Origin of the sequence: Streptomyces prasinopilosus (assembly GCF_001419695.1) — a bacterium.
GTDB classification, from domain to species: Bacteria; Actinomycetota; Actinomycetes; order Streptomycetales; family Streptomycetaceae; genus Streptomyces; species Streptomyces prasinopilosus.
Genome location: NZ_LIRG01000256.1, coordinates 1 through 24,869, shown reverse-complemented (window position 1 = coordinate 24,869; position 24,869 = coordinate 1). Strand labels below are relative to the sequence as shown.

Annotated in this window: 25 protein-coding genes; 10 read left to right on the top strand and 15 right to left on the bottom strand. The window is 69.9% G+C overall.

The genetic code is table 11. The annotated features are described in order from the left end of the window. The 6 genes from AOK18_RS12150 to AOK18_RS12125 all read right to left on the bottom strand — a co-directional run. Positions 1 to 1,031: DoxX family protein (locus AOK18_RS12150; protein WP_240503153.1), on the bottom strand; the 1,031-nt coding region annotated here is incomplete at its 3' end. Positions 1,032 to 1,160: 129 nt separating this feature from the next. Further along, positions 1,161 to 2,099, bottom strand: a complete 939-nt coding sequence (gene rlmB, locus AOK18_RS12145) for a 23S rRNA (guanosine(2251)-2'-O)-methyltransferase RlmB (protein WP_055572956.1) — start codon at positions 2,097 to 2,099, stop codon at positions 1,161 to 1,163. 236 nt (positions 2,100 to 2,335) lie between these two features. Beyond that, positions 2,336 to 3,742, bottom strand: coding sequence for a cysteine--tRNA ligase (gene cysS / locus AOK18_RS12140; RefSeq protein WP_055694345.1), 1,407 nt, complete (start codon positions 3,740 to 3,742; stop codon positions 2,336 to 2,338). A gap of 100 nt (positions 3,743 to 3,842) precedes the next feature. Next, positions 3,843 to 4,406 (bottom strand): 2-C-methyl-D-erythritol 2,4-cyclodiphosphate synthase, encoded by a 564-nt coding sequence (gene ispF / locus AOK18_RS12135; RefSeq protein ID WP_079104972.1) that lies wholly within the window; start codon positions 4,404 to 4,406, stop codon positions 3,843 to 3,845. Beyond that, positions 4,396 to 5,172: a 2-C-methyl-D-erythritol 4-phosphate cytidylyltransferase gene (ispD, locus tag AOK18_RS12130; protein ID WP_055572954.1), complete on the bottom strand. Its 777-nt coding sequence runs from the start codon at positions 5,170 to 5,172 to the stop codon at positions 4,396 to 4,398. The genes ispF and ispD overlap by 11 nt, the downstream gene beginning before the upstream one ends. 401 nt (positions 5,173 to 5,573) lie before the next feature. Next, positions 5,574 to 6,056: a CarD family transcriptional regulator gene (locus AOK18_RS12125; protein ID WP_042168913.1), complete on the bottom strand. Its 483-nt coding sequence runs from the start codon at positions 6,054 to 6,056 to the stop codon at positions 5,574 to 5,576. A 697-nt stretch (positions 6,057 to 6,753) separates the two neighbouring features. Here AOK18_RS12125 and AOK18_RS12120 point away from each other — a divergent pair. Then, positions 6,754 to 7,428 carry a copper chaperone PCu(A)C domain-containing protein gene (locus tag AOK18_RS12120; protein ID WP_055694344.1) on the top strand — a complete coding sequence of 225 codons (675 nt, stop codon included), beginning with the start codon at positions 6,754 to 6,756 and terminating at the stop codon, positions 7,426 to 7,428. 123 nt (positions 7,429 to 7,551) lie between these two features. Here AOK18_RS12120 and phoP read toward each other — a convergent pair whose 3' ends face one another. After that, positions 7,552 to 8,223: a two-component system response regulator PhoP gene (gene phoP / locus AOK18_RS12115; RefSeq protein ID WP_465269179.1), complete on the bottom strand. Its 672-nt coding sequence runs from the start codon at positions 8,221 to 8,223 to the stop codon at positions 7,552 to 7,554. A gap of 5 nt (positions 8,224 to 8,228) precedes the next feature. Further along, positions 8,229 to 9,590: a two-component system sensor histidine kinase PhoR gene (phoR, locus tag AOK18_RS12110; protein ID WP_055694343.1), complete on the bottom strand. Its 1,362-nt coding sequence runs from the start codon at positions 9,588 to 9,590 to the stop codon at positions 8,229 to 8,231. A 268-nt stretch (positions 9,591 to 9,858) separates the two neighbouring features. On the opposite strand from phoR, the gene phoU reads away from it, so the two are divergent. Then, a complete protein-coding gene (phoU, locus tag AOK18_RS12105; protein WP_055694342.1) occupies positions 9,859 to 10,545 on the top strand; it encodes a phosphate signaling complex protein PhoU in 687 nt (228 codons plus the stop codon). 158 nt (positions 10,546 to 10,703) lie between these two features. Continuing rightward, positions 10,704 to 10,868 (top strand): hypothetical protein, encoded by a 165-nt coding sequence (locus AOK18_RS32505; RefSeq protein WP_107099667.1) that lies wholly within the window; start codon positions 10,704 to 10,706, stop codon positions 10,866 to 10,868. 219 nt (positions 10,869 to 11,087) lie between these two features. Here AOK18_RS32505 and AOK18_RS12100 read toward each other — a convergent pair whose 3' ends face one another. Continuing rightward, positions 11,088 to 12,503 carry an MDR family MFS transporter gene (locus tag AOK18_RS12100; protein ID WP_099048867.1) on the bottom strand — a complete coding sequence of 472 codons (1,416 nt, stop codon included), beginning with the start codon at positions 12,501 to 12,503 and terminating at the stop codon, positions 11,088 to 11,090. Between the two features lie 192 nt (positions 12,504 to 12,695). On the opposite strand from AOK18_RS12100, the gene AOK18_RS12095 reads away from it, so the two are divergent. Continuing rightward, positions 12,696 to 13,457, top strand: a complete 762-nt coding sequence (locus tag AOK18_RS12095) for a phosphoglyceromutase (protein WP_055574050.1) — start codon at positions 12,696 to 12,698, stop codon at positions 13,455 to 13,457. A 127-nt stretch (positions 13,458 to 13,584) separates the two neighbouring features. Here AOK18_RS12095 and AOK18_RS12090 read toward each other — a convergent pair whose 3' ends face one another. From AOK18_RS12090 to AOK18_RS32985, 4 genes are all read right to left on the bottom strand, one after another. Further along, on the bottom strand, positions 13,585 to 14,436 hold the full coding sequence (locus AOK18_RS12090) for a sigma factor-like helix-turn-helix DNA-binding protein (protein ID WP_055694341.1): 852 nt from the start codon (positions 14,434 to 14,436) through the stop codon (positions 13,585 to 13,587). A 176-nt stretch (positions 14,437 to 14,612) separates the two neighbouring features. Beyond that, entirely contained in the window at positions 14,613 to 15,002 is a 390-nt protein-coding gene (locus AOK18_RS12085) for an ATP-binding protein (protein ID WP_055694340.1), read from the bottom strand. 95 nt (positions 15,003 to 15,097) lie between these two features. Beyond that, a complete protein-coding gene (locus tag AOK18_RS12080) occupies positions 15,098 to 15,949 on the bottom strand; it encodes a helix-turn-helix domain-containing protein (RefSeq protein ID WP_079104973.1) in 852 nt (283 codons plus the stop codon). Between the two features lie 457 nt (positions 15,950 to 16,406). Continuing rightward, complete coding sequence (locus AOK18_RS32985; protein ID WP_157865079.1) at positions 16,407 to 17,420, bottom strand: hypothetical protein; 1,014 nt, start codon at positions 17,418 to 17,420, stop codon at positions 16,407 to 16,409. 996 nt (positions 17,421 to 18,416) lie between these two features. Here AOK18_RS32985 and AOK18_RS12075 point away from each other — a divergent pair. Continuing rightward, positions 18,417 to 18,794, top strand: a complete 378-nt coding sequence (locus tag AOK18_RS12075) for a hypothetical protein (protein ID WP_055694339.1) — start codon at positions 18,417 to 18,419, stop codon at positions 18,792 to 18,794. 317 nt (positions 18,795 to 19,111) lie between these two features. Then, positions 19,112 to 19,423, top strand: coding sequence for a hypothetical protein (locus AOK18_RS12070; protein WP_055694338.1), 312 nt, complete (start codon positions 19,112 to 19,114; stop codon positions 19,421 to 19,423). 602 nt (positions 19,424 to 20,025) lie between these two features. On the opposite strand, the gene AOK18_RS12065 is transcribed toward AOK18_RS12070, so the two are convergent. Continuing rightward, positions 20,026 to 20,757, bottom strand: coding sequence for a ferritin-like domain-containing protein (locus tag AOK18_RS12065; RefSeq protein ID WP_055694337.1), 732 nt, complete (start codon positions 20,755 to 20,757; stop codon positions 20,026 to 20,028). Between the two features lie 574 nt (positions 20,758 to 21,331). On the opposite strand from AOK18_RS12065, the gene AOK18_RS12060 reads away from it, so the two are divergent. From AOK18_RS12060 to AOK18_RS12045, 4 genes are all read left to right on the top strand, one after another. Beyond that, complete coding sequence (locus AOK18_RS12060; RefSeq protein WP_055694336.1) at positions 21,332 to 21,727, top strand: AQJ64_40280 family protein; 396 nt, start codon at positions 21,332 to 21,334, stop codon at positions 21,725 to 21,727. 141 nt (positions 21,728 to 21,868) lie between these two features. Then, positions 21,869 to 22,723: an NAD(P)H-binding protein gene (locus AOK18_RS12055; protein WP_055694335.1), complete on the top strand. Its 855-nt coding sequence runs from the start codon at positions 21,869 to 21,871 to the stop codon at positions 22,721 to 22,723. A gap of 139 nt (positions 22,724 to 22,862) precedes the next feature. Next, positions 22,863 to 23,288 (top strand): VOC family protein, encoded by a 426-nt coding sequence (locus AOK18_RS12050; protein WP_055694334.1) that lies wholly within the window; start codon positions 22,863 to 22,865, stop codon positions 23,286 to 23,288. Positions 23,289 to 23,611: 323 nt separating this feature from the next. Then, a complete protein-coding gene (locus AOK18_RS12045) occupies positions 23,612 to 23,818 on the top strand; it encodes a hypothetical protein (RefSeq protein ID WP_055694333.1) in 207 nt (68 codons plus the stop codon). Positions 23,819 to 24,271: 453 nt separating this feature from the next. Here AOK18_RS12045 and AOK18_RS12040 read toward each other — a convergent pair. Then, positions 24,272 to 24,869, bottom strand: a 598-nt coding sequence (locus AOK18_RS12040; RefSeq protein ID WP_055694332.1) for a formylglycine-generating enzyme family protein, incomplete at its 5' end; no start/stop codon positions are given.

The window sequence follows — 24,869 nt, the reverse complement described above, 5'->3', positions numbered from 1 at the left end:
GCGGAGAGCAGGGCGCCGATGACGGCGCCGACGCGCTGCCAGCAGCCGAGGATGGTGAGGACGCCGACGATCACCTGGAGGAAGGCGACGAGGAGTCCGGAGCCGATGGGGTGCTCGAGGGCGAACTGCTGGAGCGGCTGGGCGACTTCCCACGGGTGCAGGGTCCTGAGCCACGTCACCATGGAGCCGCGCTCGCCGCCGTCGAAGTAGAGCGGGTCGCAGAGCTTGCCCATGCCGGCGTAGACGGAGATGAAGCCGAGGAAGAGGCGCAGCGGGAGCAGGACGACCCCGAGGTTCATCCGGCGGCCGGGGTAGTAGGCGTGCCGGGCCGGGTCGTCGCCCTGGCGCCGGGCGCGGCGGCCGCCGGTGTGCGGGTCGGTGGCGGTCCGGTGGCCGCCGGTGTCCCCGAACCCGTCGTCGTAGTCCTGTGCGCCGTAGCCCTGTGCGCCGTAGCCCTGTTCGCCGTAGTCCGGTCCGCCGTACGCCGGTTCGTCGTAGGCGCTGCCGACGGTGCGCAGGGGAGGCAGCAGGGGCTGCCGGCCGCCGTGGGTGCGCTGGCGGCCGACGACGGGCGTTTCGAGGGTCTGGGCGGCCGGGTCCTCGACGTAGCCGTACCCGTCGCCGGCCCGGGGGACGACCCGGGTGGCGCCGGCGTCGGCGAGCGGTTCGTCGGCGTGGTGGACGCCTTCGTTCCGCATGGTCTGGAGGAGCCGGTGCGCCCCCGTGTCGTCGGGGGCCGAACGGCCGCTCCAGACGACGGGGCGCCGGCGGGCCGCGGACCGGCCCGGGGCGCCCACGGTGGTGACGACGGGGATGCGGGCCGTGTCCTCGGCCGCGATCGGGTGCCGTGCGATCCGCTGGGACTGGACGCGTCGGTTCGAGGCGCCCAGCTGCACGCGGAAGCTGGCGTGATTGACGATGACCTGCGCCGGATCGCTCGGCACCTTCACCATGCTCAGCGCGGGAGCGTCGTCGAGTCCCGACGAGCGGTCCCCCGTGGGAGTGCGGGGTGTTCTGGTGTCCACACTCATCTAACCGAGTGACCCGACGTTAGGACACTGTCTTGACGCGGCGGATGTGTCCGGACCGCGTCAAGCCTGTCCCCCACCCGTCCGGATGACGTGGAACCCTCCGTACGGGTGAAGGTGCCGAACGTTCGTTCAGGCGCGGCGGCGTGCCGCCTCGTACAGCACGACTCCCGCCGCCACGCCGGCGTTGAGGGATTCGGTGCCGCCCGGCATCGGGATCCGCACCCGGAAGTCGCAGGTCTCGCCGACGAGCCGGGAGAGCCCCTTGCCCTCGCTGCCGACGACGATCACCACGGGGCCGGCCAGCGCCTCCAGTTCGCCGATCTCGGCCTCTCCGTCGGCGGCCAGCCCGACGATCGCGATCCCCGCCTTCTTGTAGCCCTCCAGGGTGCGCGTCAGGTTGGTGGCCCGCGCGACGGGCGTACGGGCGGCGGCACCGGCGGACGTCTTCCAGGCGCCGGCGGTCATCCCGGCGGCACGCCGCTCGGGGACGACGACGCCGTGGCCGCCGAAGGCGGAGACGGAGCGGACGACGGCGCCGAGGTTGCGCGGGTCGGTGACGCCGTCGAGGGCGACGATCAGCGGGTCCTGGCCCGCGTCGTGGGCGCCCGCGACGAGGTCCTCGGGGTGCGCGTACTCGTAGGGCGGGACCTGGAGGACCAGGCCCTGGTGGTTCAGGCCGTTGGTCATCCGGTCGAGCTCGGGGCGGGGGGCCTCCATGAGGTGGATGCCGCCGCGGTCGGCCGCGAGCTGGAGCGCCTCGCGCACCCGCTCGTCGCTGTCGATGAACTGCTGGACGTACAGCATGGAGGCGGGCACGCCCTCGCGCAGCGCCTCGACGACGGGGTTGCGCCCGACGACGAGTTCGGAGGCCGAGCGTCCGCCGCGCCGCTGCGGGGCGCGTCCGGCGGCCCGGCGGGCCTTCGCCTGGGCGATGCGCTGCTTGGCGTGCCCCTTGCGCATCTCGGCGGGGGGCGTGGGTCCCTTGCCCTCCAGGCCCCGGCGCCGCTGGCCGCCACTGCCGACCTGCGCGCCCTTCTTGCCGGACATGCGGCGGTTGTTCGCGGCCATGATGTACCCGTCTCCATGAAGTCGTGTGTGCGTACGGTTCCGCGTACGCACGTCGGTGTCGCGTCCGCCGCGCCGGCGACCCGGTCCTGCCCTGTCGCGTCGGCGTGGCGGTGTTACGCCTGTGTCGGTGTCGCGCCCGTGTCGGCGTGACGTCTCTGCAGTGTGCCGTCCGGAGGCCCGGACGGCACACTTGATCTTCCGGTGGTGCCCCGGCCGTGCCGCGGCCGGCGTCCCCGTCAGCGCGGGCCGAGGCTCCAGCGCGGGCCCTGCGGACCGTCCTCGACGACCAGTCCGGACTGGCCGAGCTGGTCGCGGAGGGCGTCCGCGGTGGGCCAGTCCTTGCGGGCGCGGGCGGCCTCGCGCTGGTCGAGGACCATGCGGACGAGGGTGTCGACCACGCCGTTCAGGTCGTCGCCGCGGTCGGCGCCACCGGCCCAGTGCGGGTCGAGGGGGTCCAGGCCGAGCACGGCGAGCATGGCGCGCACCTCGGCGAGGCGGGCGACGGCGGCTTCCTTGTCGTCGGCCGCCAGCGCGCTGTTGCCCTGCCGGACGGTGGTGTGCACCACCGCCAGCGCCTGCGGGACGCCGAGGTCGTCGTCCATGGCCTCGGCGAAGGCGGGCGGCACCTCGGCGGCCGGCTCGACGGCGCCCGCGGTGCCGGTCAGCTCGCCGACCCGCTGGATGAAGCCCTCGATCCGCGCGAACGCGGACTCCGCCTCGCGCAGGGCCTCCTCGCTGTACTCGATCATCGAGCGGTAGTGCGGGGTGCCGAGGTAGTAGCGGAGCACGATGGGCCGCCAGCGCTTGACCATCTCACTGACCAGCACCGAGTTGCCGAGCGACTTCGACATCTTCTCGCCGCTCATGGTGACCCAGGCGTTGTGCACCCAGTACCGGGCGAACTCGTCGCCGTAGGCCTTGGCCTGGGCGATCTCGTTCTCGTGGTGCGGGAAGATCAGGTCGAGGCCGCCGCCGTGGATGTCGAAGACGGGGCCGAGGTACTTGTGCGCCATCGCCGAGCACTCGAGGTGCCAGCCGGGACGCCCGCGGCCCCACGGCGACTCCCAGCTCGGCTCGCCGGGCTTGGCCGTCTTCCACAGGGCGAAGTCGCGCGGGTCGCGCTTGCCGGTCTCACCCTCGCCCGAGGGCTGGAGCAGGTTGTCCAGCTCCTGGTTGGACAGCACCAGGTACTCGGGGAACGAGGTGACGGCGAAGTAGACGTTGCCGTCGGCCTCGTAGGCGTGGCCGCGCTCGATGAGGCCGCGCATCATCTCGACCATCTCGGTGATGTGGCCGGTGGCGCGCGGCTCGTAGGTCGGGGGGAGGCAACCGAGGGCCCGGTAACCCTCGGTGAAGGCCCGCTCGTTCTCGTAGCCGATGGACCACCAGGGGCGGCCCTGCTCCGCGGACTTCGCGATGATCTTGTCGTCGATGTCCGTGACGTTGCGGATGAACGTCGTGCGCAGACCGCGGTACTCGAACCAGCGGCGCATGATGTCGAAGTTCAGCCCCGAGCGGATGTGCCCGATGTGGGGTGCCGCCTGCACGGTGGCACCGCACAGGTAGATCGAGACACAACCCGGCTGGAGCGGGACGAAGTCACGGATCTGCCGGGCGTTGGTGTCGTACAGGCGAATAGTCACCCCTCCAGGGTAGTCGGCCCGGGGCGGTGCCTCGCGCCCCTTCGCGCCGTCCCCGCCCCGTGTTCCGGTCGGCCCGGTCCCCGGTTCGCACGGACGGCGGTCAGCCCCGGTCCGTGCGGACCACGAGGGCGGTGGCGACGGCCATCAGTCCCTCGCCGCGGCCCGGGAAGCCGAGTCCGTCGGTGGTGGCGCCGGAGACCGACACGGGTGCCCCGGCGGCCTCGGAAAGGATCTTCTGGGCCTCGTCCCGGCGCCTGCCGACCTTGGGCCGGTCACCGACGACCTGCACCGCCACGTTGCCGATCCGGAATCCGGCCGCCCGGACGATCCGCGCGGCCTCGGTCAGCAGGGTCACGCCGGAGGCGCCGGACCACTCGGGCCGCCCGGTGCCGAAGTGCTGTCCCAGGTCGCCGAGGCCGGCGGCGGAGAACAGGGCGTTGCACGCGGCGTGCGCCACGACGTCGGCGTCGGAGTGCCCGGCGAGTCCGGGCCCCTGGTCCTCCCACTTCAGGCCGGCGCACCACAGGTCCCGGCCGTCCTCGAAGGCGTGGATGTCGGTGCCGATGCCGACCTGCGGGAGGACGGGCTCGGCGGGGACGGGACCGGGACGGGCCGGCTCGGCGCGGACGGACTGCGCGCCTGCGGCCCGCGGCTCAGAAGCCATCGTTGAGCCTCCTGCGGGCGAGGACCGCCTCGGCGAGGACGAGGTCGAGGGGACGGGTGACCTTGAACGCCTCCTCGTGGCCGGGCACGGTGACGACGGCCGCGCCCAGCCGTTCGATCATGCTCGCGTCGTCGGTGACGTCGCCGGTCACCGTCTCGTGCGCGCGCACCAGGGTGTCCCGGTCGAAGCCCTGCGGGGTCTGCACGGCACGCAGCAGGGACCGGTCGGGGGTGGCGACCACGGGTTCCGGCTCGCCGGGGGCGATGGCGGGCTCGACCTGCTTGACGGTGTCGGCGAGCGGCAGTGCCGGGACCACGGCGGGGGCGCCGTCGCGGACGGCCTCGACGACGGCGTCCACGGTGTCGACGGGGACCAGCGGACGGGCCGCGTCGTGCACCAGGACGATGTCGTAGCCGGGCGGCAGGGCGTCGAGGCCGAGCTTCACGGACTCCTGGCGGGTCTCCCCGCCGGGGACGACGACGAACTCGGTGCGCTCGGGCAGCGCGTGTGCGTCGAGCAGCGTCCTGACCTCCGCGGCGCCCTCGGGCGGGGCCACGACGACGACCAGGGAGACGGCGCGGGAATCGGCCATCGCGCGGACGGCGTGGATGAGCATGGGCGTGCCGCCCAGGGTGCGGAGCGCCTTGGGCGCGCCCGGACCGAGGCGCACACCCCGGCCGGCGGCCGGGATCACGGCCGCCGTGCGGGCGGCCGTGCGGCCGGGGACGGGCTGTGCGGGCGGCTGCGGGAGGGGAGCGTCAGACATCGGTTCCTGTCATGTTTGTGTGCGGGACCCGAGTGGGTATGGCCTTGGGCGTAGCCCCCGCTCCCGGAGCGGGGGAGTGCCGGGCGTACCGCCTTGACCAGCCCCTTCCGTGACTCTGGTCGGGTCGGCCGCCCGGACCCGGCCGGGGTGCGGGGAAGTACGGCGGGTGCGGAGCGTGGTGGCGGGTGCGAGGCGTCCGGGCCGGGTGGCACACGGACGTCGGGTGACATGCGGACGGTGTCCGGGGACGGACATGCCGCAGCGCCCGGCGACTTCACAGACGTCATCGGGCACCGCGGCATTTCGATGTGCTGGTCCTCGAGGTGCACGGGAATCCGGTGTGCTACCGAGCACCGGGCGACGAAGCTCCGTACATGCCCCGCCTGCTGTCTTTCCCCGCCTCAGGAGGCGAGGACCTCGTCGAGGAGAGCTTCGGCCTTGTCCTCGTTGGTCTTCTCCGCGAGGGCGAGCTCGCTGACCAGGATCTGGCGCGCCTTGGCGAGCATGCGCTTCTCACCGGCGGAGAGGCCGCGCTCACGCTCACGGCGCCACAGGTCACGCACGACTTCCGCGACCTTGATGACGTCGCCCGAAGCGAGCTTCTCCAGGTTTGCCTTGTACCGGCGGGACCAGTTCGTGGGCTCCTCGGCGTACGGTGCGCGCAGCACCTCGAAGACCCGGTCCAGCCCGTCCTGACCGACCACATCACGCACGCCGACGAACTCCGCATTGTCCGCTGGCACACGTACCGTCAGGTCACCCTGGGCGACCTTCAGCACCAAGTAGGTCTTGTCCACGCCTTTGATCTGGCGAGTTTCGATAGCCTCGATCAGCGCGGCCCCGTGATGGGGATAGACCACGGTGTCGCCAACCTTGAACGTCATGTGACAGGTACCCCTTCCGTGGCTATCCAGGGTAACACGGATACGGCGCGTTCTGAATGGCGTTTTCGCAGGTCAGGGCCATTCTCGGGGCTTGACAACAGCATCGGGAACGTGCTTCGAGTGCCGAACGGAAGCGGGTATTCGCAGGTCGGAGGGGCTCTTCGGGGCAAGTGAAACGCGTACGTTACACGTACCCGGAGTCCCCTGAAGACGCCCATACGTCCCCATATGTCTGACTCCATGTGCTCGACTTCCGCTACTCCGTTCGGTGCGTGCGGCCGGGTTCCGGCCGAATCCGGAATTGATCACGAGCCCGTCCGGGACACGCCGACGGTGATCCATTTCCGCACCGCCCGCCGCATTTCCCGGCCCGTCCCGCATTCCCTCGCGGATATATGCACCGTGCCGGGGCGAGGACGCTCCCGGCCGCGCTTATCCGAATGCCGCGGGAGTGCCCGGACGGAGTAACCCGCACGTCACTCGCGCGGGCCGGGGGCCTCCGCCGTACGCCCCGGAGAACACCCGTACGCGCCATCCGGGGGGACGGGGGATGCCTCAGGGAGGGTCGGGTGCGGGCGCGCGGGGACGGCTCGATAACCTGAGGCCGCTGGCAGACACCCGCTGACAGCGACTGACAGACACTCAGGGCGGCTGACCGGTCGCCACCGCTCGCACGAGTCAAGGAGTTGCCGCCGCCGTGAGCAGCAGCCTTCGACGCGGGGCCATCGCCGCCGCCGCCATCGCGTTCTCGATCGCCTCGCTCTCCGCGTGTGCGGCCGGCAACAACGCCCAGACCCTGCAGATCCAGCCGGACAACGCCGCGACGACCGTCGGCGACATCAAGGTCCAGAACGCCATCATCGTCACCCAGCCGGACCTCGAGTCCACGGGACCGGCCGTCGTGGCCGCCACGCTGTTCAACGAGGGCCGCACCGACCAGACGCTGGAGTCGGTCACCCTCCCGGGCACCGGCAAGACCGCCGAGCTGTCCCCCGCCGAGGGCGGCAGCCTGACCGTCCCGGCCGGCGGCCAACTCATCCTCGGCGGCGAGGGCAACGCCTCGGCCGTGCTGTCCAGCAGCCGTGAGTCCGTCCAGGACGGCAACGCCCAGCCGGTCACCTTCACCCTCAGCGAGACCGGTGACGTGAGCCTGCGCGCGTTCGTCTACCCGGCCGAGAACTTCTTCACCGACTGGGGCCCGAGCGACATCCCGACCGCGCCGGAGGCCTCGGCCGAGCCGACGGCCGAAGCGTCCGCCAAGCCCACCGGTGACGCCACGGGCTCGCCGGACGCCTCCGCCACCGGCGAAGCCGAGGGCGCCGAGGGCACCCCGACCGACGCCGCCTCGGCCAGCCGGCCGGCCGACGACTGAGCCGGCGGCCGCCGCAGCACACGGACGCGGGTACGCGGCCGCGCATGCGTCCGCAGCCGCTCCCCCGCACCGGTATGACGGTGGGCGGGNNCCCGCCCACCGTCATACCGGGAGCCGTTCCGTCTACGGCTCGAACTTGTAGCCCAGTCCGCGGACCGTCACCAGGTAGCGCGGTGCGCCCGGGTCCGGCTCGATCTTGGCGCGCAGCCGCTTGACGTGGACGTCGAGGGTCTTGGTGTCGCCCACGTAGTCGGCGCCCCAGACCCGGTCGATGAGCTGCATCCGGGTCAGCACGCGCCCGGCGTTGCGCAGCAGCATCTCCAGCAGGTCGAACTCCTTCAGGGGCAGGTCGACCTTGGTGCCGCCCACGGTGACCACGTGCCGGTCGACGTCCATGCGGACGGGGCCGGCCTCCAGGGCGGCGGGGGCGACCTCCTCCGGCTCGCCCCTGCGGCGCAGCACGGCGCGGATCCGGGCGACCAGTTCGCGCGAGGAGAACGGCTTGGTGACGTAGTCGTCGGCCCCTATCTCCAGGCCCACCACCTTGTCGATCTCGCTGTCCTTGGCGGTCACCATGATGACGGGGACGTTGGAGCGGCCGCGCAGCTGGCGGCAGACCTCGGTGCCCGGCAGGCCGGGCAGCATCAGGTCGAGGAGGACGAGGTCGGCTCCGTTGCGCTCGAACTCGTCGAGGCCGTCGGGCCCGGTGGCCGCGACGGCGACCTCGAAGCCCTCCTTGCGGAGCATGTACGACAGGGCGTCGGAGAAGGACTCCTCGTCCTCGACGACGAGCACTCGGGTCACGGAAGGACCTCCGGGGAGGGAAGCGTTTCGTACGCGGATGGATCGGGGGAGTGGGGGGAGTCGGAGGACCCGGCGGTCCGTCCGGCCCCGGCGTCGGGGCCTTCGGGTTCGTCCTGGTCGGACGGCCGGGGTGCGCGGTCGCGGGTGGGGGCCGCGGCGGCCTCGGGAAGCCGCAGGGTGAAGGTGGAGCCCTGGCCTTCGGCGCTCCACACGGTGACTTCGCCGCCGTGCGAGGCGGCCACGTGCTTCACGATCGCCAGGCCGAGACCCGTACCGCCCGTGGCGCGGGAGCGGGCCGGGTCGACACGGTAGAAGCGCTCGAAGACGCGCTCCCTCTCCTTCTCCGAGATGCCGATGCCCTGGTCGGTCACGGCGATCTCGATCATGTCCCCGCCCGGCCGGGCGACCCTGCGGGCCGCTATGCCGACGCGGGTGCGGGCGGGTGAGTAGTTGACGGCGTTCTCGACGAGGTTGCCGAGGGCGGCGGCGAGCTGGCCGCGGTTGCCCCAGATGCGGAGGTCGCCGGTGGTGGTCGGCTCCGCCCTGTGTCCGGTGTCGCCGTGGTCCGCCCCTTCGGGGGACCACACGTTCGAGGCCATGGTGATCTGCTTGGTGCCCGCGGCGTGCCGGCAGCGGCCGACGGCCTCGGCGACGAGTTCCTCCACGCGGACGGGTTCGGCGTCCTCGAGCGGGTCGTCGTTCTGGACCCGGGAGAGGTCGATGAGTTCCTGCACCAGGTTGGTGAGGCGGACGGCCTCGCCCTGCATGCGGCCGGCGAAGCGCTCCACGGCCTGGGGGTCGTCGGAGGCGTCCATGACGGCCTCGGAGAGCAGGGAGAGCGCGCCGACCGGGGTCTTCAGTTCGTGGCTGACGTTGGCGACGAAGTCGCGCCGTACCGCTTCTATGCGGCGGGCTTCGGTGAGGTCCTCCACGAGCAGCAGGACGAGCCGGGAGCCGAGGGGGGCCACCCGGGCGGAGACGGCGAGGGCCTCGCCGCGTCCGGTGCCGCGGCGGGGCAGGTCCAGTTCGACCTGCCGTATCTCGCCGTCGCGCCGGGTGTCGCGGGCCATCTGCAGCATGGGCTCCACGGCGAGCCTGCCGCCGCGCACCAGTCCGAGGGCGTACGCGGCGGAGCTGGCCTTGACCACGCCGTCCGCCTCGTCCAGGACGACGGCGGAGGAACGCAGGACGGACAGCACGGTGTCCACACCGGGCGGGAGCACCGGTTCCGTGTGCAGTGAGGAACGCAGGGGGCGCCTCTGCTCGCGCTCGCTGAAGCGGACCGCCAGCATGGCGATGACGCCGGTGAGCACTCCGGCGATCGCCGCCACTGCGGCGACCGCCGCGTTCACGTCCATGTATCCAGGTTAGGCATGCGCCGGCCGGTGGCCACAGCCATGGGACGTCATGCTCGAACACTCGTCGCCCAGAGTTCACCTCGGAGCCAGGGATGATTCATGTGAGGGGCCGGATCCGGACGCGTGGAGGACGGAACGTGGGAGCGTGGGGTTCGCAGCGCCGGTCGCGCGGGGTTCGCGCCGTCGGCTGCGTGGCGGGGTACCTGCCCCGAGATCCCCCCGGGGGCCCCGGCCCCGAAACCCCTTCGAACGCATGAGAGGAACCCTGATGCGGGACGCGTACCACGAGGAACTGGATTCGATCGGCGACGGTCTGGTGGAGATGGCCCGACTGGTCGGGTCGGCGATCGGGCGCGCCACGACCGCCATCCTCGACGCCGATCTGAAGCTGGCCGAGCACGTGATCGAGGGCGACCAGAAGGTCGACCAGCTCCAGCACGACCTGGAGGCCCTGGCCATCGCCCTGCTGGCGCGCCAGCAGCCGGTGGCGACCGATCTGCGGATCGTCGTCACCTCGCTGCGGATGTCGGCCGACCTGGAGCGCTCCGGCGACCTGGCGCAGCACGTGGCGAAGCTCGCGCGGCTGCGCTTCCCGGAGCGCGCCGTGCCGGGCGACCTGCACGCGACCATCCTGGAGATGGGCCAGCTCGCCCAGCGCCTGATGGCCAAGGCCGCCGAGGTGATCATCACCAAGGACGTCGACCTGGCGCTCCAGCTGGAGCAGGACGACGACGAGATGGACCTGCTGCACCGCACCCTCTTCCAGCACCTGATGGACGACCGCTGGAAGCACGGCATCGAGACGGCCGTCGACGTGACGCTGCTGGGCCGCTACTACGAGCGGTACGCCGACCACGCGGTCTCGGTCGCCAAGCGGGTGGTGTACCTGGTCACGGGCGAGCACGCGGACGAGATCCAGCCGGACGTCCAGCCCGACATCCAGGCCGGCGCCTAGCCCGGCCTCCGGGCGGCGCCGGGGACGGACGTCCGGTCGGACAGGCGGGGAATCGGCCAGGGGCACGCGCGCGTCCCAATGCGCCGTCGATGCGCCGTTGATGTGCCCGGCGGCGGGGGCATCCAATGGGTACAGGCACCAGTCTCGAGGAGGGACCCATGGCCGATTCCCCCGGCTCCACCGGTACGACGCCCGATCCCGCGCGGGAGCGCGAGACGGAGCAGCCGGCCGAGGTCAGAAGCCTGACCCTGATCGCCGCGTGCGGTTGCGGCTCGGGCTGTGGTTGCGGCTGCCAGTCGGGCAGCCCCTGCCAGTGCGGCTGAGCCCTTCCGCGTACCCGTCCGATCCGCACGGGCCGAAGGCCCCGGCAGCCCTCGGGACGACGGCGTCCACTGCCGCCGCCGTCCACCGGCCGCCGGGGCCTTCGGCGGGTGCGGCACCCGCCTCGCTTGCCGCGCCCGCCGCGTCGTCTGTCGTACCCGCCGTACCTGTCATACCCGCCGTACTCGCCGCGCCTGTCGCACCTGTCGCGCCCGTGCGCCTCAGCGGGTACCGGCCTGCGACCGCTCTCCCTCCGGACCGCACCGCGCCCGGGCCTTGCCGACCGTCACGGCCGCATCGGTCGTCACACCCGCCCCGTTCGTCACGACCGGCGGGGCTTCCGCGAGGGACTCGGAAGCGGGTGCCGGCGCGGGGGCGGGGATGAGGGCGGGTGCAGGCTCGGGAGTGGGTGCGGGCACAGGAGTGGGTGCGGCTGCCGATGCCTTGGCGACCACGGTGTCGTCGTCGTCCGGCAGCCGCCGCATCAGCAGCGCGTACCCGAGTCCCGCCACCGTGCCGATGACGGCGCACGTGCCCCACAGCCACTCCGCCCCGTACCGGTCGATCACGAACCCCGACATCAGCGGGGCGACGAGCGCGGCGACGGCCCAGGACATGGTGTACATGCCCTGGTAGCGCCCGCGTCCGTGGGCCGGCGACAGCCGTACGACGAGTCCGGTCTGGGTGGGCGCGTTGACGATCTCGGCGAGCGTCCACACGCAGACGGTGAGGGCGAAGACGCCGACCGACCCGGCGAGGGCGGTGAGACCGAAGCCGTACCCGGCGAGCAGCGAGGAGACCACCAGCAGGCGGCCGGGGTCGCGGTGCTCGATGAACCGGGTGACCGGGATCTGCAGGACGACGATGAGGACGCCGTTGACCGCGATGGCCATGCCGTAGTCGGCCGGGGTGAACCCGGCCGCGCCCATCGCGACGGGCAGTCCGACGGCCCCCTGCTGGAAGATCAGCGCGACGAGGAAGGACAGCCCGACCACGCCCATGAACCGCCCGTCGCGGAGCACGGTCCCGATGCCGACGGAGTCCTCGTGCTCCTCCCCCGCGACCTGGACGGGCTTCGACTCGGGGAGCTTCACGAAGACGACGATCGCGCAGATCATCGTCATCACGGCCTCGAGGAGGAACCCGGCGGCGTAGCTGTGCTCGGCGATGAACCCGGCGGCCATGGTGGAGACGGCGAAGCCGAGGTTGATGGCCCAGTAGTTGAGGGAGAAGGCACGGATGCGGTCCTCGGGCCGGACGATGTCGGCCATCATCGCCTGGACGGCGGGCCGGGAGGCGTTGGAGGCCGTCCCGACGAGGAAGGCGACGCCGGCGATGGCGACGGGGTCGCGCACGAAGCCGAGCAGCGCGACGGACACCGCGGTGGACGACTGCGCGATCAACAGGGTGGGACGCCGTCCGAGCCGGTCGGTCATCACCCCGGCGCCCAGTGAGGACAGCACCCCGCCGAGGCCGTGCAGGGCGACGACCAGACCGGCGTAGGTGGCGGAGTAGCCGCGGTCGAGGGTGAGGTAGAGCGCCATGAAGGTGGCGACGAAGCCCCCGAGCCGGTTGACGAGGGTGCTCGTCCACAGCCACCAGAAGGCGGGTGGCAGTCCCGACACGGTCTCCCGCATCGCACGTCCGGCACGACCGATGGACACCACGAGAACCCCCCGAATGTAAGTGCCCGAACAGGCAGTCACACATTACGAAGAGCGTCGGAGCGTCCACCACTCGATTAACAGATCCCGTCAACCGGCCGGGCCCGCGCCTCACCCACCGGACGGAGGCGCGGCCCGCGCGGGGCTTCGATTACGCTCGGAGCCATGGCCGACGCACCGTACAAGCTGATCCTCCTCCGCCACGGCGAGAGCGAATGGAACGCGAAGAACCTGTTCACCGGCTGGGTGGACGTCAACCTCACCGAGAAGGGCGAGAAGGAGGCGGTCCGCGGCGGCGAGCTGCTGAAGGACGCCGGTCTGCTGCCCGACGTCCTGCACACGTCGCTCCAGAAGCGCGCCATCCGCACCGCCCAGCTCGCGCTGGAGTCCGCCGACCGCCTGTGGATCCCCGTGAACCGCAGCTGGCGCCTGAACGAGCGCCACTACGGCGCCCTCCAGGGCAAGGACAAGGCGCAGACCCTCGCGGAGTTCGGCGAGGAGCAGTTCATGCTGTGGCGCCGCTCCTACGACACCCCGCCGCCCCCGCTGGACACCGACGCCGAGTACTCCCAGTTCGACGACCCGCGCTACGCCACCCTCCCGCCGGAGCTGCGTCCGCGCACGGAGTGCCTGAAGGACGTCGTCGTCCGGATGCTCCCATACTGGTTCGACTCGATCGTCCCCGACCTGCTGACCGGCCGCACCGTCCTGGTCGCCGCCCACGGCAACAGCCTGCGCGCCCTGGTCAAGCACCTCGACGGCATCTCCGACGCCGACATCGCGGGCCTGAACATCCCGACGGGCATCCCCCTGTCCTACGAGCTCGACGCCGACTTCAAGCCCCTCAACCCGGGCGGCACCTACCTCGACCCGGACGCCGCGGCGGCGGCCATCGAGGCGGTCAAGAACCAGGGCAAGAAGAAGTAACACGCCCCCGGTAAGCCCTCGGCCTGCGGTTTCCCGTCAGGTCGGGGGCTTCTTGGTGGGACGGGCCGTCTCCGGGCCGTCAGTTGCACAGGCCCGGTGAAGCCCACATCACCGCAGAACCACTCCCTCACGCCGGGGTCTCCTGGTCATGCCGGTACAGGGGACAGAGCAGTTCGACGGCCTGCGGTTCGCTGGTGTCGGGGTCGTACTCGACGCCCACCAGCGTGGAGAAGCGGCGGTTCCCCACCTGCTCCCAGAGCGTGCCGAGGTCGGAAGCGAGCAGCCGCACGACGCCGAGGGAGCCCTGCGTGTGGATACCGGCGATGGCGAGCAGCGAGCCCGCCCCGTCCGGACGGGGCAATCTGCCGAGGTATCCGACGTCGTACGGGCGGGCCGGATCGCTGTCCTGTCCCGACCGGTACACCGTGCCGGTACGGCGATCCCTCACCGTCCAGGGGCCGTCCTCCGCCCGCTCCCAGCGCAGTACGGGATCCTGTGCGTACGCCTCCCCCATCTCCCGGGACATGCGCGGCCCGCACACCACGACCAGACCCTCACGGTCGAGGTCGATGCCTCCGCTCACCGGTACGTGCTCCGTGGCGACGTCCAGCCCGTACGACCGTGCCAGGTCCTCCAGACGCTTGCCGCACCTGACGTCGTCCACGGCGACGACCGTCCGCCCGCGTTCGCCGTCGCGCCGCAGCGGAGTGGCGACGGTGACGGCTCCCCGACCGAGGAAAGCACCTTCCGGTGCCGGTCCGGTGTGCCGGATCTGATGAATCCGCCCACGGCTCAGACCGGCCCGCGCCGCGATCTGCGCGTACGACATCCCTTGTGCATGGAGGTCCTGCACCACACGCCGACGGAGCCGGGCCAGTTCGGTCACCTCGTGCTGTGCGTCGGCCAACCGGGTCGTGATCTCGCTCAGGAGCAGGTACGGATCGTCGATCGCCATGATCCGTCGCAGATCTTCCGACACGGCCTCACCTCCCGGCACCCACCGGGAGTTTAGAGCCCTCGGTAAAAGGGATGAGAGCCGTTGCCCCAAGTGAACGCCTGTCACGTGAAGCCTGGCCGGCCAAACAGAAACACCGTCGAGGACTGACCGATCACCGCCCACAAGAGGATCGCGGACCGCCACCGAACGAAGCCCGGTCAGGCGTCCTCACGCACGAGGTCGGCCCACACCGAGCGCCCGTCGGGCCAGCTCTTCACGCCCCAGTCCTTCGCACAGGCCGCGATCATCCGCAACCCGCGACCGCCTTCCTCCTCGCTGGTCGCGTCACACAGGTGCGGTACGCGACGACCTCCCTGGTCGACCACCTCGATACGCACGAGGTCCTCGCCGAGGCCGACCACCACGAGGAACCAGCCGCCGGCCGAGCCACTCAGCGTATGCCGCACGGCATTCGTCGCGAGTTCACTCACGACCAGGACGGCATCCTCGGCAGGACCCCGCTCGTGCAGCAGGGCGGCGACGAAGTGACGGGCATGAGCCACTTCCTCGGCCACACCGGGGAAGGCACGGCACCACCTGGATCGCATGGGAATCTCCTCGCCTGCGTCTAGGGGGCTAGACATCGCAGCGGCAGAATATTCCCGCGCCAAGCAGGGAGTAGGAATGATGAGGAATTATTCCTCTAAGGAGTGATGAAGTCCCCCAGGTCGCGGAACTCCCCCATCACGCGCACCAGCAGCTCCCGCGCCCCCTCGCCGAAGACCGCAGCCCGCTCAAAGCACCCGAACACCTCCTCGTACGAGGCGAGTTCATCCACGTCGTCCGACACACGCTCACCATCGAAGGCCTCCACCACCACCGTCCTCCGGTCGCACAACGTGAATCCGTGTCGGGGCAGGACCGGCACCGGTCGACACCAGGGAACGATCCCGAGCCGCACCGTGCTCAGACTCTCGACGGCCAACAGGCGGTCGAGCTGCGCGAGCATGAAGGCCGGGGAGCCCGGCCAGGTCCGCAACACGGCTTCAGTCAGCACGAACACCGACTCCCGCCCCGGCTCGTACAGGACGCTCTGCCGCTCCACACGAGCACCGACAACCCGGCCGACCGCCTCAGGGGTCATACCAGGCGCACTCTCGAAGACGTGCCGGGCATACTCGGCGCTCTGGAGCATGGCCGGCAGAACGACACACTGGAACGAGCGCACCAGCCGAGCGGACCGAACCTCCTCATCGACCGTCACGCCGACCGGAGCAGCGTCCTCAGCCGACCGATCGGAACCTGACGCAGTCTCCACCGCGGCCAGGAGACCACGCATTTCACCTGCAGTCGGCTCATCAAGGCCGAGGGCACGTGCGAGCCGGTCCAGCACATCGGCACTCGGAACCATGCGCCCGTTCTCGACCTTGGACACGGCCGGCTGCCCCACCCCGGCCCGCTGCGCCAACGCGGCACCTGTCAGACCGGCCTCCACACGAAGCCCACGAAGACGTGCCCCGAGGGCCCTCACCCGCTCCCGCCGTTCACTCCCCATGCCCAGGGTTCTACACCACACCTCGTCAAGAACCGGGATCGCGAGCCACACCGACCACCCTCCGGAACCGAAGCCTCCAGCATCTCTCGGGACCGGACAAGTCGCATACCACAGACTGAGTTACAACTTTCTTTGCTGGTTCAAGGCGGCTCGCTCTGCTCGCCGCGCGCGGCCCGGCCCCCGGCCGGGCTGCGCTCCTGTCTCCGCTCCACTCCAGCCCGGCCAACGCCCGTGCCGCGCGCACAGCAATCAGCCGCCTGATGCCAGAGAAGGGGTACGTCGTGGCTGGGGCAGTCGGCTCCACGGCTTTACGGAGCCACTTTGCGCGAGCCTCGAAGATCATGGCCCCAACGTCGTGCTTTACCGGGCAGGTCCACAGACTGCCCGATGTGTCGGAAGCTTACGGGCCATGATCACTCGCGCCAAAGCAGCACCACCCCAAAGCCGCTCCATCGACCTAATCCAGGGGCTCGAACCGGGGGCGTGGTGCGATGATCGGAGTCCTGGTTTCATTCATGTGCAGCCATTCCGGAGCCTGCACAGACAGAAGCTTGTGGTCCACCGAAATGAGGTGCTGTTGAGCCGCCTCATTGAGCGCGTGCTCGATCTCAACCACTTTTGCTGTCGGGTACTTTTCAAGCTGATGCTGAAGCCTCTGAGCCTTGGCTGTAGGCTTGAGAAAATAGGCCGGCTTGTTGTGGCGGCCGAGCGTGCAGACCGCTGCGGCAACCGCCGAATAGGCATCATTGAACATCCCCATAAATCCGTCGGGGTCCGGCAGAACTGCCAGCCAGAGGCCGTCCTGGTATCTGACTCCGGCGCGAAGATCCTTAGCCTCAGGAACTACTCCAATTCGAAGCCCGGGACCTGATTCCAGTTGCTTCCAGTTGCTCTTGATTGTTGCCGCCGTGTACCGGAATCCGTCCTCATCGGTAAAGAATAGGTCAGTCTTCCATACCTTCTTAATTCGGTCCGCCAGGATGGGTTCCGCTCTGGCGCCTTGTGCAGCAACCGTTACCCATGGGCCGAACCCAAACGGGCGTCCCTGGCCGTCAGGGAGTAGGACTGCACTGTCTCCCGCGTCCTCGACAACGGCATCGAGAAATCCCAGATACTTGGCACGTTCATACCCGAATAGGAGCGACTGAGGCTCCTGCATGTCTTTGTATTTTCTAGACATCCGCCCCATGGCGCGAGCTACTAGCTCAGTAACGCTGGGCTCCGCGCCGACGATAGCTTCGTGGACAGCCCACTCAAACCCGTCGCCTTTCATTCCTTTGTCACGCTCCAGGCGAGCAATTTTGCTGAGCTGCCTCATTGTGACGTCCGATCTGTCACAATTCAGATCAGTGAGATCGTCATGCCCCAATTGGTCCAGTTGGGCGCGAATGATGGACCGTGCCACTGCGTAGAGAGCTCGGCCATACTCGTCTACCGGCTCAGCTTGACTCAGGAAGGTTACGTCACCCATAACGAGATCATAGTTCGGTCATAGCCTGATTGTGATGCTGTTGCCGGAAGAGGGGGAGAGTGAGCGGGTGGGCGTGTACAGCAGCGCCGTACCGCAACCCCTGCAACCGTCCCCGCCTGATACCGCCCCTACCAGGCTCTCAAGCGGCCGATATGGCCGTCGCTGACCGATCCGGCTAGAGCTCCGGAGCCTTCTGACATTTACGGCTGACATCAACGGCGCCGACGAAGGCGTACACCAACAGCCCTGTCCGGCAGTCGCACCAGTCGACTACGACATCGGAAGCCAGCCCGGATCGAACTCCTAAAGGGGGTGTCGCAGGCTTGAATCCCGCCGGAGAAGCCACCACTGATGCAAGGTTTTCCCGATCGAGCGAACCTTTGGATATCATCGCGATTGTTGGAGAACTCTCGAAGCGACTTCTTGCAAATATCAAGCTCCGCTTCGATTGTCTTCTATAGGTCACTCTGCAATGTTGTTGATCTGTTCTTCCTCTTTCGCTCCACTTAATAGATATATGAGTGTTACGCGAAGCATATGGGGATATCGCCACGAACGTGTGAGATTTACGGGTTCAGGTGCCGTCAGCACGCGTCAGCCATCGCAGCTTGCTCTAGTCGTTGGCAGCAGCATGTTGAAGCCGGAGGTGGTGCAGCGAGGCACGCGCGCCTGATCGGTCGGCGCACCCGCCATCGTGGCTGACTGTCGTCGGCTGAGGTTCGTGCCACAACCCTGCCAGATGCAGGGGTCAGCCACGGTCAACACCGGAGTCCTGCAGTCGAGTAGCCGCCCGCTTCCTCGGCCGGCGAAGCCGCAGCTCAGCACGCAGATCACCCAGCCTCTCTCCTAAAGCGGTGCTCCATACCTCCTTCATGGCGAGGGCGGAAGTTGTCGGACTGGTCCCTCGTCCACGCGGCGGCAGAACGAGGTGTACAAGTAGGGCAGAGGGACGGTATGAAGTGCTTCTTGATCCACATGTCCTAGAGGGGGACGCGCATGCTCGGCAGCGGAAGGACCCTGAGCAGCTTCAAGGTCGGAGACAAGGTCACGGTCAAAGCGCCAAGCGACAGGCCCCTGTACCACCATGGGTCACACGGAACCGTCGTCACCATTGGCACCAAACGGGTCCATGTGAAGATGGACAAGGCCGCCTTTGAGAGCCACGACGGAGAGGTCGCGAACTTCCTCCCCGGTGACTTGGAACCTGGGCATGGTGGAACACCCAGAAACTCCGACCGCATGAACGATGCCTTCACCGCCCTAAAGCTCGCAGCCGGCACCGACCTCGTGGCCGTGGCGATGGAAGCTGACATCATCACTGCCGAGCAGGGCGAGCAGATCAAGGCTGCATGGGCCAGCCACCTGCAGAGCTGACGAGCGCAGCCATGCCGCAGCCCAAGTCGCCAGAGTGAGTGGCTAACTGCGTGACAACGCCGACGCACAGCGGCGGACGAACGCGGGGGTCTGCAGATCGTCAGAGCAGGTCGGGGACACGACCGCCCAAGGTAGAAGCCCCACCCAAGTTACTTCGGGACGAAGGGGTCCCGGAGCCAGCGGCAACCGTCCAGACACCTTGGCGTTTAGTGCACGACCGCCAAATTCCACAACCCGTGGTGCTCCGCGGCTTCGTCCCCTAACGTTCATTCATGCTCGCGAGCTAGGGCGGGCACTTCACGTATGGGGGAGAGTGCGTGATTAGAGATCTGATCTTCGTCGAGACGGCGCGTGCGCAGTTCGATGCGTTGCCCAAGCGACACCAGGTCGATGTCGGCGAAGCGTTACTGAAGATCATTCAGGAGAAAAACCGCAGCGGAGTGTGGCGGCATGCAGACAATCGGCGTCTGACGGTCACTTATTCCGTGCACCCAAGCGGCGCGATCGTGGTGAGGGAGATCAACACGGCCCCCGCCAGCCCAGCCAGACGCGGGCAGCCCTATGCGGGCATGGAGATGCGACACGAGGGTGGCGGACGTTGGATCCACATGAATCCTCACGAGGAGTAATTCTCGAACAGCAACCCTTCAGCCGAGGCTTCGGGGCGAAGAAGTCCGTGCCAGACCCGTGCCAGATCGTGCAGGGAACCGCGGGGAACACCGGGGAACCAGTCGACCGCCCACCAGATGCCGACGGCGCTCCGCCACAGGTCAGTGCGGTAGTCGCCCCGAGAAGACCTAAGCTTCCCAAGCTGAGGGCTCGGGCGCTGCGGTCATGGGCCAGCCGTTCCAAGGTGCTCTGGTCAACGGCCACGTGGCTGAGGCCGACGGGGGTGCGGCGAGACATACGCGTGCCTAGTCGGTCGGCTCGCCCGCCGGCGTGGCCGACTGTCGTCGGCTGAGGTTCAGACGAAGTGAATCGAAGGTGCCAGCCGTCAGCCGGGCGCGGCTAGCTGGGCCGTCCGAGGCCGCTCACCAGTGGCCAAAGACGACCGACGACGACCACCAGACGCACGAGCCCACCGCCTCCGACCAGCGAAAAACCAGCTCATCAAGATCCCCGGCAAGACCGGCGCAAGAAGAAGTAAGCAGCCTTGTCCACGTCCCCCTGCCTACGGCTTTCCGACAGGCAGGGGGCGTTTCCTGCAGCCAGGACTGTCCCCGGAACGCTGTCAGTCCGCGCTGGTCCGCGCGTCCGGGCGGGAGGCGAGGGTCGTGGAGACGATCGAGCCGGACGAAGCCGCGACATCCGCCACGAATCGCCGGCGTCCGACGCCGAGGCGTCGCAGCCCCGGGCCGTGGTCGGCGGCGACGGCGAGGGAGACCGCGAGCAGGAGGAGACGCCACAGGGCCATCACCGGGCGGCGCGTCGCGCGGGGCAACTCTGCCAGGGAGGCGTGCAGCCGCTCGCAGTGGAACGGGACGTGGCGCTGCTCGTCGGAGAGGATCCGTCCCGCCACTTCCGAGGTGAGCGGGTCGTCGGTGCCGTCGCGCAGGGCGCGGTAATAGCGCAGTGCCACCACTTCCGCGATCATCAGCACCAGCAGTTCCGTGCGTAGGCCCATGAGCCGGCGCAGCCGTACGAAGGCCGTGTCGCTCCAGTGCCCGGGCAGTGTCGGTAGGTGTCCCGCGGCCAGGAGCCGGGCGAGCAGACGGGCGTGGTTCTGCTCCTCGGCGACGAAGAGCCGGACCGCCCGCGCGTAGTCGCCGTCGCCGGCCTCGTCCGCCTTGCCGATGAGGTTGGCGCCGTCGCCGTCCTCGCCGACCTGGAAGCGCTGGATGCCGGCCCACACCTCCGGGGGCAACGTCGCGCCCTGCTCCCAGTCCGGGTCGCCCTGGGCACTCCTGCGTTCGCGTTCCTCCTCGAACCGCCTTGTCCATGCGGCGAAGCCGTCCGTGTGCACCCGGTCTCCCCTCCCGGGGCGCGACCACCGTGCCCCGGGGAACAACGACGCCGGCGGACAGCGAACCGTTCCCCCGCTGCCCGGCGTCGGGCACCTCACCGGTTCACACACCGACCGGACGAGGCCGAACGGTTCCTTCCCGAAAGGGTCCTGGGTTCTCGTGGGGGGTGTCTGGTGACGCCGGTCGACGAGGGGGACCGGTGCGCGAGCGGCCTGCACGACGACCGGGTCGACTGACGGAACGCCTGCGGCGGTCTCCCCGAGGCTCTTCGCGGACTGCGGCTCGAAGGCCTTCGTTCCCGGTCGGCGCGGCTGAACTCGTCTCAGTTTCCTTTTCCTTCTCGTCCGGGGAAGTGCCGGAGGAGACCCCCGGGGGGGTAGGGACGAGGTCGTCGCCGGAAGCGGGCCCCACACGGAGGTGTGGGCCGCCGGGTGTCGTGCTCGTTCCCTCTCGGGCAACCTTCGCGGGCGCCGTGCGGTCTTGTCCGGTGCCGGGGCCGGGGCGGTGCCCTTGCCGGCGGGTGGGCGCAGGAGCGGAGGACGACTTGTCGAGTGTCCGGGAGCGAGGGTGGGGATGACGGATCCGAAGACCGTGGTGACCTGGGTCGACGTGCGCGACGGACTGCCCCGGAGCGGTATACCGGTGGCGGCGGCCATCACGGGCCGGTATCCGGCCGACAGTGCCGCCGAGTCCGGTTCCGGTTCCGATGCGGCGTCGGGTGAGGAGTTCTGGCTGGTGAGGCCGATGTACTTCACGTCCCGGCACTGGGGTGAGGACGGGACGGAGCACAGGGACTGCTTCGTCGACTCCGACGGGGTCGTCCGTCTGCCGTACGGCCTCGCCAGTGAGGAGACCGTGACCCACTGGGCCGAGCTGCCCGTCCTGCCGGGCGGGACGACGCGCATGGTCTTCGGGGAGGACGTACAGCCGGCTCTGCGGAACGCGTGGGGGACTCGTCCCCCTGCCTGACCCGTCGGCTCACCCGGACGCTCGAGCCCGTCTCCTCCGTGCCGGGCCGGCACCGGCCGACCCGGGCCCGCCCAGGCCGCGACGCGCGGTCCGGAACCCTTCCGGACAGAAGACGGCCGCAAGGGTTCCTACGGTCGGATCATGACGCAGACGCACGCACAGAAGCAGCCGCAGAAGATCCTCGTCACCGGTGCCACCGGCACCGTCGGTCGTCAGGTGGTCGCCGAACTGCTCGCCCGCGGGCACGCGGTGCGCGCCCTCACCCGGGAGCCGTCGCGGGCCTCCCTTCCGGCGGACGTCGAGGTCGTCCGGGGTGACCTGACCGAGCCCTACGGTATGGCCCAGGCCCTGGAGGGGGTCACCGGGCTCCATCTGATCACCTTCGGGGACGCCTTCTTCACCCCGCTGGAGACCGGGCCGCGCATCCTGGAGCTGGCCCGCGCAGCGGGCGTACGGCGGGTCACCGTGCTGCACGGCGGCGGGGAGACCCCTCTGGAGGACGCCGTGCGAGCCGACGGCGGGGTGGACTGGACCGTGCTGATGCCGGTCGAGTTCATGGCCAACGCCCTGGAGTGGGCGGACGGGATCGCGGCGGCGGACGAGGTCCGCGAACCGTTCGTCTCCCGGCTGAGCGCCATGGTCCACGAGGGCGACATCGGCGCCGTCGCCGCGGTCGCGCTCACCGAAGAGGGGCACGGCGGCCGGGAGTACGTGATCACCGGTCCCGAGGTGCTGACCGTCGGCGACAAGGTGGCGGCGATCGCCGCCGCCCGCGGCCGGGACATCGCCCTGGTGGAGCTGAGCGAGGAGGAGGCCGTCGCGCGGTGGCGGGCGGCGGGCCACTCCGAGGAGGTGATCGGCTTCCTGCTCCACGTGTACGGGAACACCCCCGAGGCGGGCCGTACGGTCACCGGCACCGTCGAGGAGGTCACCGGCCGCCCGGCCCGCTCCTTCGCCCGGTGGGCCGCGGAGCACGCGGACGCCTTCAAGGCGTAGGCCCCCCGTCCGCCCTCGTTCGCCTCCGTCCGTCCTCGTTCGCTTCCGTCCGTCCTCGCTCTCCTCCGTCCGGTCCGTTCGCCTCCGCCCGTCCGCCTGTCTCCGGCCGATCGGCCGCCGATAACGGCACAGTGAGGGCATGAACACGGACGGCGGGAACCTCTTGGCCCGGGGACACGTGGCGACCAGGCTGCCGGCTCAGGACCTGGACCGGGCACGGCGCTTCTACTCCGAGAAGCTCGGTCTGGAGCCGGTCGACGAACGGCCGGGCGGGCTGCTGTACCGGTGTGGCGGTACGGAGTTCGCCGTGTTCCGGTCGGCGGGTGCCTCGCCCGGGACCTTCACCCAGATGGGGTGGCAGGTCGACGACGTCGAAGCGGTCGTGTCGGAGCTGAGGCGGCGCGGCGTGGTGTTCGAGGTGGTCGACCTGCCGGGGTTCCGGACGGAGGACGGGATCGCCGAGATCGAGGGCAACTATCCGAGCAAGGGCGCCCGGGGTGAACGCGCCGCCTGGTTCCGTGACAGCGAGGGGAACCTGCTGGGCATCGGCGAGCCGGTCACATGACCGCGTCCACGACAACCGTCCCGGCCGGGGCCGGTCACCGCTGACACCGGTGCGTCCCGTCGGGCGCCGCCTCCGCCCGGGGTGAACGGGTCATCCGATGAGCGGGTCCCGGACGGGCCTCACCGTTCGCCTCGGGAACGCCGCAACTCCACATGTCTCGCATTTTATGACCATGCGTTAGATCACTCTTACGCCCCGTTACTTCACCGGGTGCCGAGGGGATACCTGCATCACAGTGGCCCCACGCGAAAGCCCACCGATCCCTGCGCAGGCTTCCCGGCAGGAGCAGCGATCCGTGGGGCGGGCACCCAGGAGGTACTGCCATGAGTGTGACCTCAGCGAACCCATCTTCCCTCCCCCGACTGCGGGACCGGGCGGCCGTCCTCGTCGTCATCGTGGTCGTGGTCGTCTACTTCCCCGCCACACAGATCCAGGACGTTCTGACCCATCTGATCGCGCTGTCGGCGGTCCTGGTCTGCGGCTCCGCGGTGAACGCGGTGTCGCCACGGAGGCCGCGGACGACGGCGTGACCGTCGGCCGGGCCCGATTAGGCCCTCCCGGCCTCCCTCCTTCGGAAGCCGGGAAGGCCATTCATGTCCCCGATGTGCCCGATGAGGGTGTCCCACCGGATGGTGGAGGGGGATCTCCGTGGTCCCGGTGGCGTGGGGTGGGGGCGGACGCCTTGCCGGAAACCGTGAACAGTCGGCGGACATGTGTCATGTGAACGCTCATATGAGCAGCATCAGGACAGTATCGGCCGAAGTGCTCACGCCTTCGGGACGGTGCGCCCTCCCCGGGGCGCGGGCGGGCGCCCCGACACCGCACACGTCGCGACCGCGCCCCGCGGGCGGCCGAGGAGAACCGCCCGCACGAACAGCCGACCGCCCCCGGCACGGTCCGGTTGCGCGGTCTTCCGGACCGGCGACCCGGCCGCACCACGGGTGGGGTCCGGCTTCCTCCCCTGCGGGGCCGGCTCGTCCTGTCTACGCGTCGCCTCCATGCTCGACATGCCCCTGACCGACTGGCACAGGTGCCACCGGACGGACCGCGGTGAAGTCCTGGAACTCGTCACGGGTGGCGGAGAGCAACAGCAGCCACTCGTCGCAGCCCTGCCACGGATGGAGGTCGCCGGCGCCTCCGCGCACCACCCGCGGTCCGTCCCCGGTGCGGGGGCGCGCGTCCACCGGCGCGTCCGTGAAATGCGGAATCCACACGTCGGCGCAGACTTCGTTCGCCGACCCCATCGCCGCCAGCCCGAAGGCGTTCTCGGCCGCGGCGGTGCGCGCCTCGTCGGCGAAGTCGTCGAGCACCTGGTCCTCGTCCGGCCTCCCGTCTCCGCGGAAGGTCAAGGTGGTCGTGCCCGCCCGGGCCGCGTACTCCCACTCCGCCTCGCTGGGCAGCCGGAAGGGGAACGTCCCCAGCAGGTCGTCCAGGTCGTCCTCGAACCGGGCCGGGCACGAAGCCGAGTCGGCGAAGCCGTCCTCGTACTCGGGTAGCCAGTGCCGTACTTGCGCCACCGTGAGCGGATGCCGGGCGATCAGGAACGGCTCGACCCGCACTTCTCGCACCGGCCGGGCCCGG

What these genes read in the sequence shown, in the direction of transcription:
- AOK18_RS12095 (WP_055574050.1), top strand. Translation starts at nt 12,696, where the DNA reads ATGGCCGACGCACCGTACAAGCTGATCCTCCTCCGCCACGGCGAGAGC.
- AOK18_RS32505 (WP_107099667.1), top strand. Translation starts at nt 10,704, where the DNA reads ATGGCCGATTCCCCCGGCTCCACCGGTACGACGCCCGATCCCGCGCGG.
- ispD (WP_055572954.1), bottom strand. Translation starts at nt 5,172, where the DNA reads ATGTCTGACGCTCCCCTCCCGCAGCCGCCCGCACAGCCCGTCCCCGGC.
- ispF (WP_079104972.1), bottom strand. Translation starts at nt 4,406, where the DNA reads ATGGCTTCTGAGCCGCGGGCCGCAGGCGCGCAGTCCGTCCGCGCCGAG.
- AOK18_RS12100 (WP_099048867.1), bottom strand. Translation starts at nt 12,503, where the DNA reads ATGCGGGAGACCGTGTCGGGACTGCCACCCGCCTTCTGGTGGCTGTGG.
- rlmB (WP_055572956.1), bottom strand. Translation starts at nt 2,099, where the DNA reads ATGGCCGCGAACAACCGCCGCATGTCCGGCAAGAAGGGCGCGCAGGTC.
- AOK18_RS12080 (WP_079104973.1), bottom strand. Translation starts at nt 15,949, where the DNA reads ATGGGGAGTGAACGGCGGGAGCGGGTGAGGGCCCTCGGGGCACGTCTT.
- AOK18_RS12075 (WP_055694339.1), top strand. Translation starts at nt 18,417, where the DNA reads ATGCTCGGCAGCGGAAGGACCCTGAGCAGCTTCAAGGTCGGAGACAAG.
- AOK18_RS12050 (WP_055694334.1), top strand. Translation starts at nt 22,863, where the DNA reads ATGAACACGGACGGCGGGAACCTCTTGGCCCGGGGACACGTGGCGACC.
- phoR (WP_055694343.1), bottom strand. Translation starts at nt 9,590, where the DNA reads ATGGACGTGAACGCGGCGGTCGCCGCAGTGGCGGCGATCGCCGGAGTG.
- phoU (WP_055694342.1), top strand. Translation starts at nt 9,859, where the DNA reads ATGCGGGACGCGTACCACGAGGAACTGGATTCGATCGGCGACGGTCTG.
- AOK18_RS12055 (WP_055694335.1), top strand. Translation starts at nt 21,869, where the DNA reads ATGACGCAGACGCACGCACAGAAGCAGCCGCAGAAGATCCTCGTCACC.
- AOK18_RS12045 (WP_055694333.1), top strand. Translation starts at nt 23,612, where the DNA reads ATGAGTGTGACCTCAGCGAACCCATCTTCCCTCCCCCGACTGCGGGAC.
- AOK18_RS12060 (WP_055694336.1), top strand. Translation starts at nt 21,332, where the DNA reads ATGACGGATCCGAAGACCGTGGTGACCTGGGTCGACGTGCGCGACGGA.
- AOK18_RS32985 (WP_157865079.1), bottom strand. Translation starts at nt 17,420, where the DNA reads ATGGGTGACGTAACCTTCCTGAGTCAAGCTGAGCCGGTAGACGAGTAT.
- AOK18_RS12125 (WP_042168913.1), bottom strand. Translation starts at nt 6,056, where the DNA reads ATGACGTTCAAGGTTGGCGACACCGTGGTCTATCCCCATCACGGGGCC.
- AOK18_RS12085 (WP_055694340.1), bottom strand. Translation starts at nt 15,002, where the DNA reads ATGCGATCCAGGTGGTGCCGTGCCTTCCCCGGTGTGGCCGAGGAAGTG.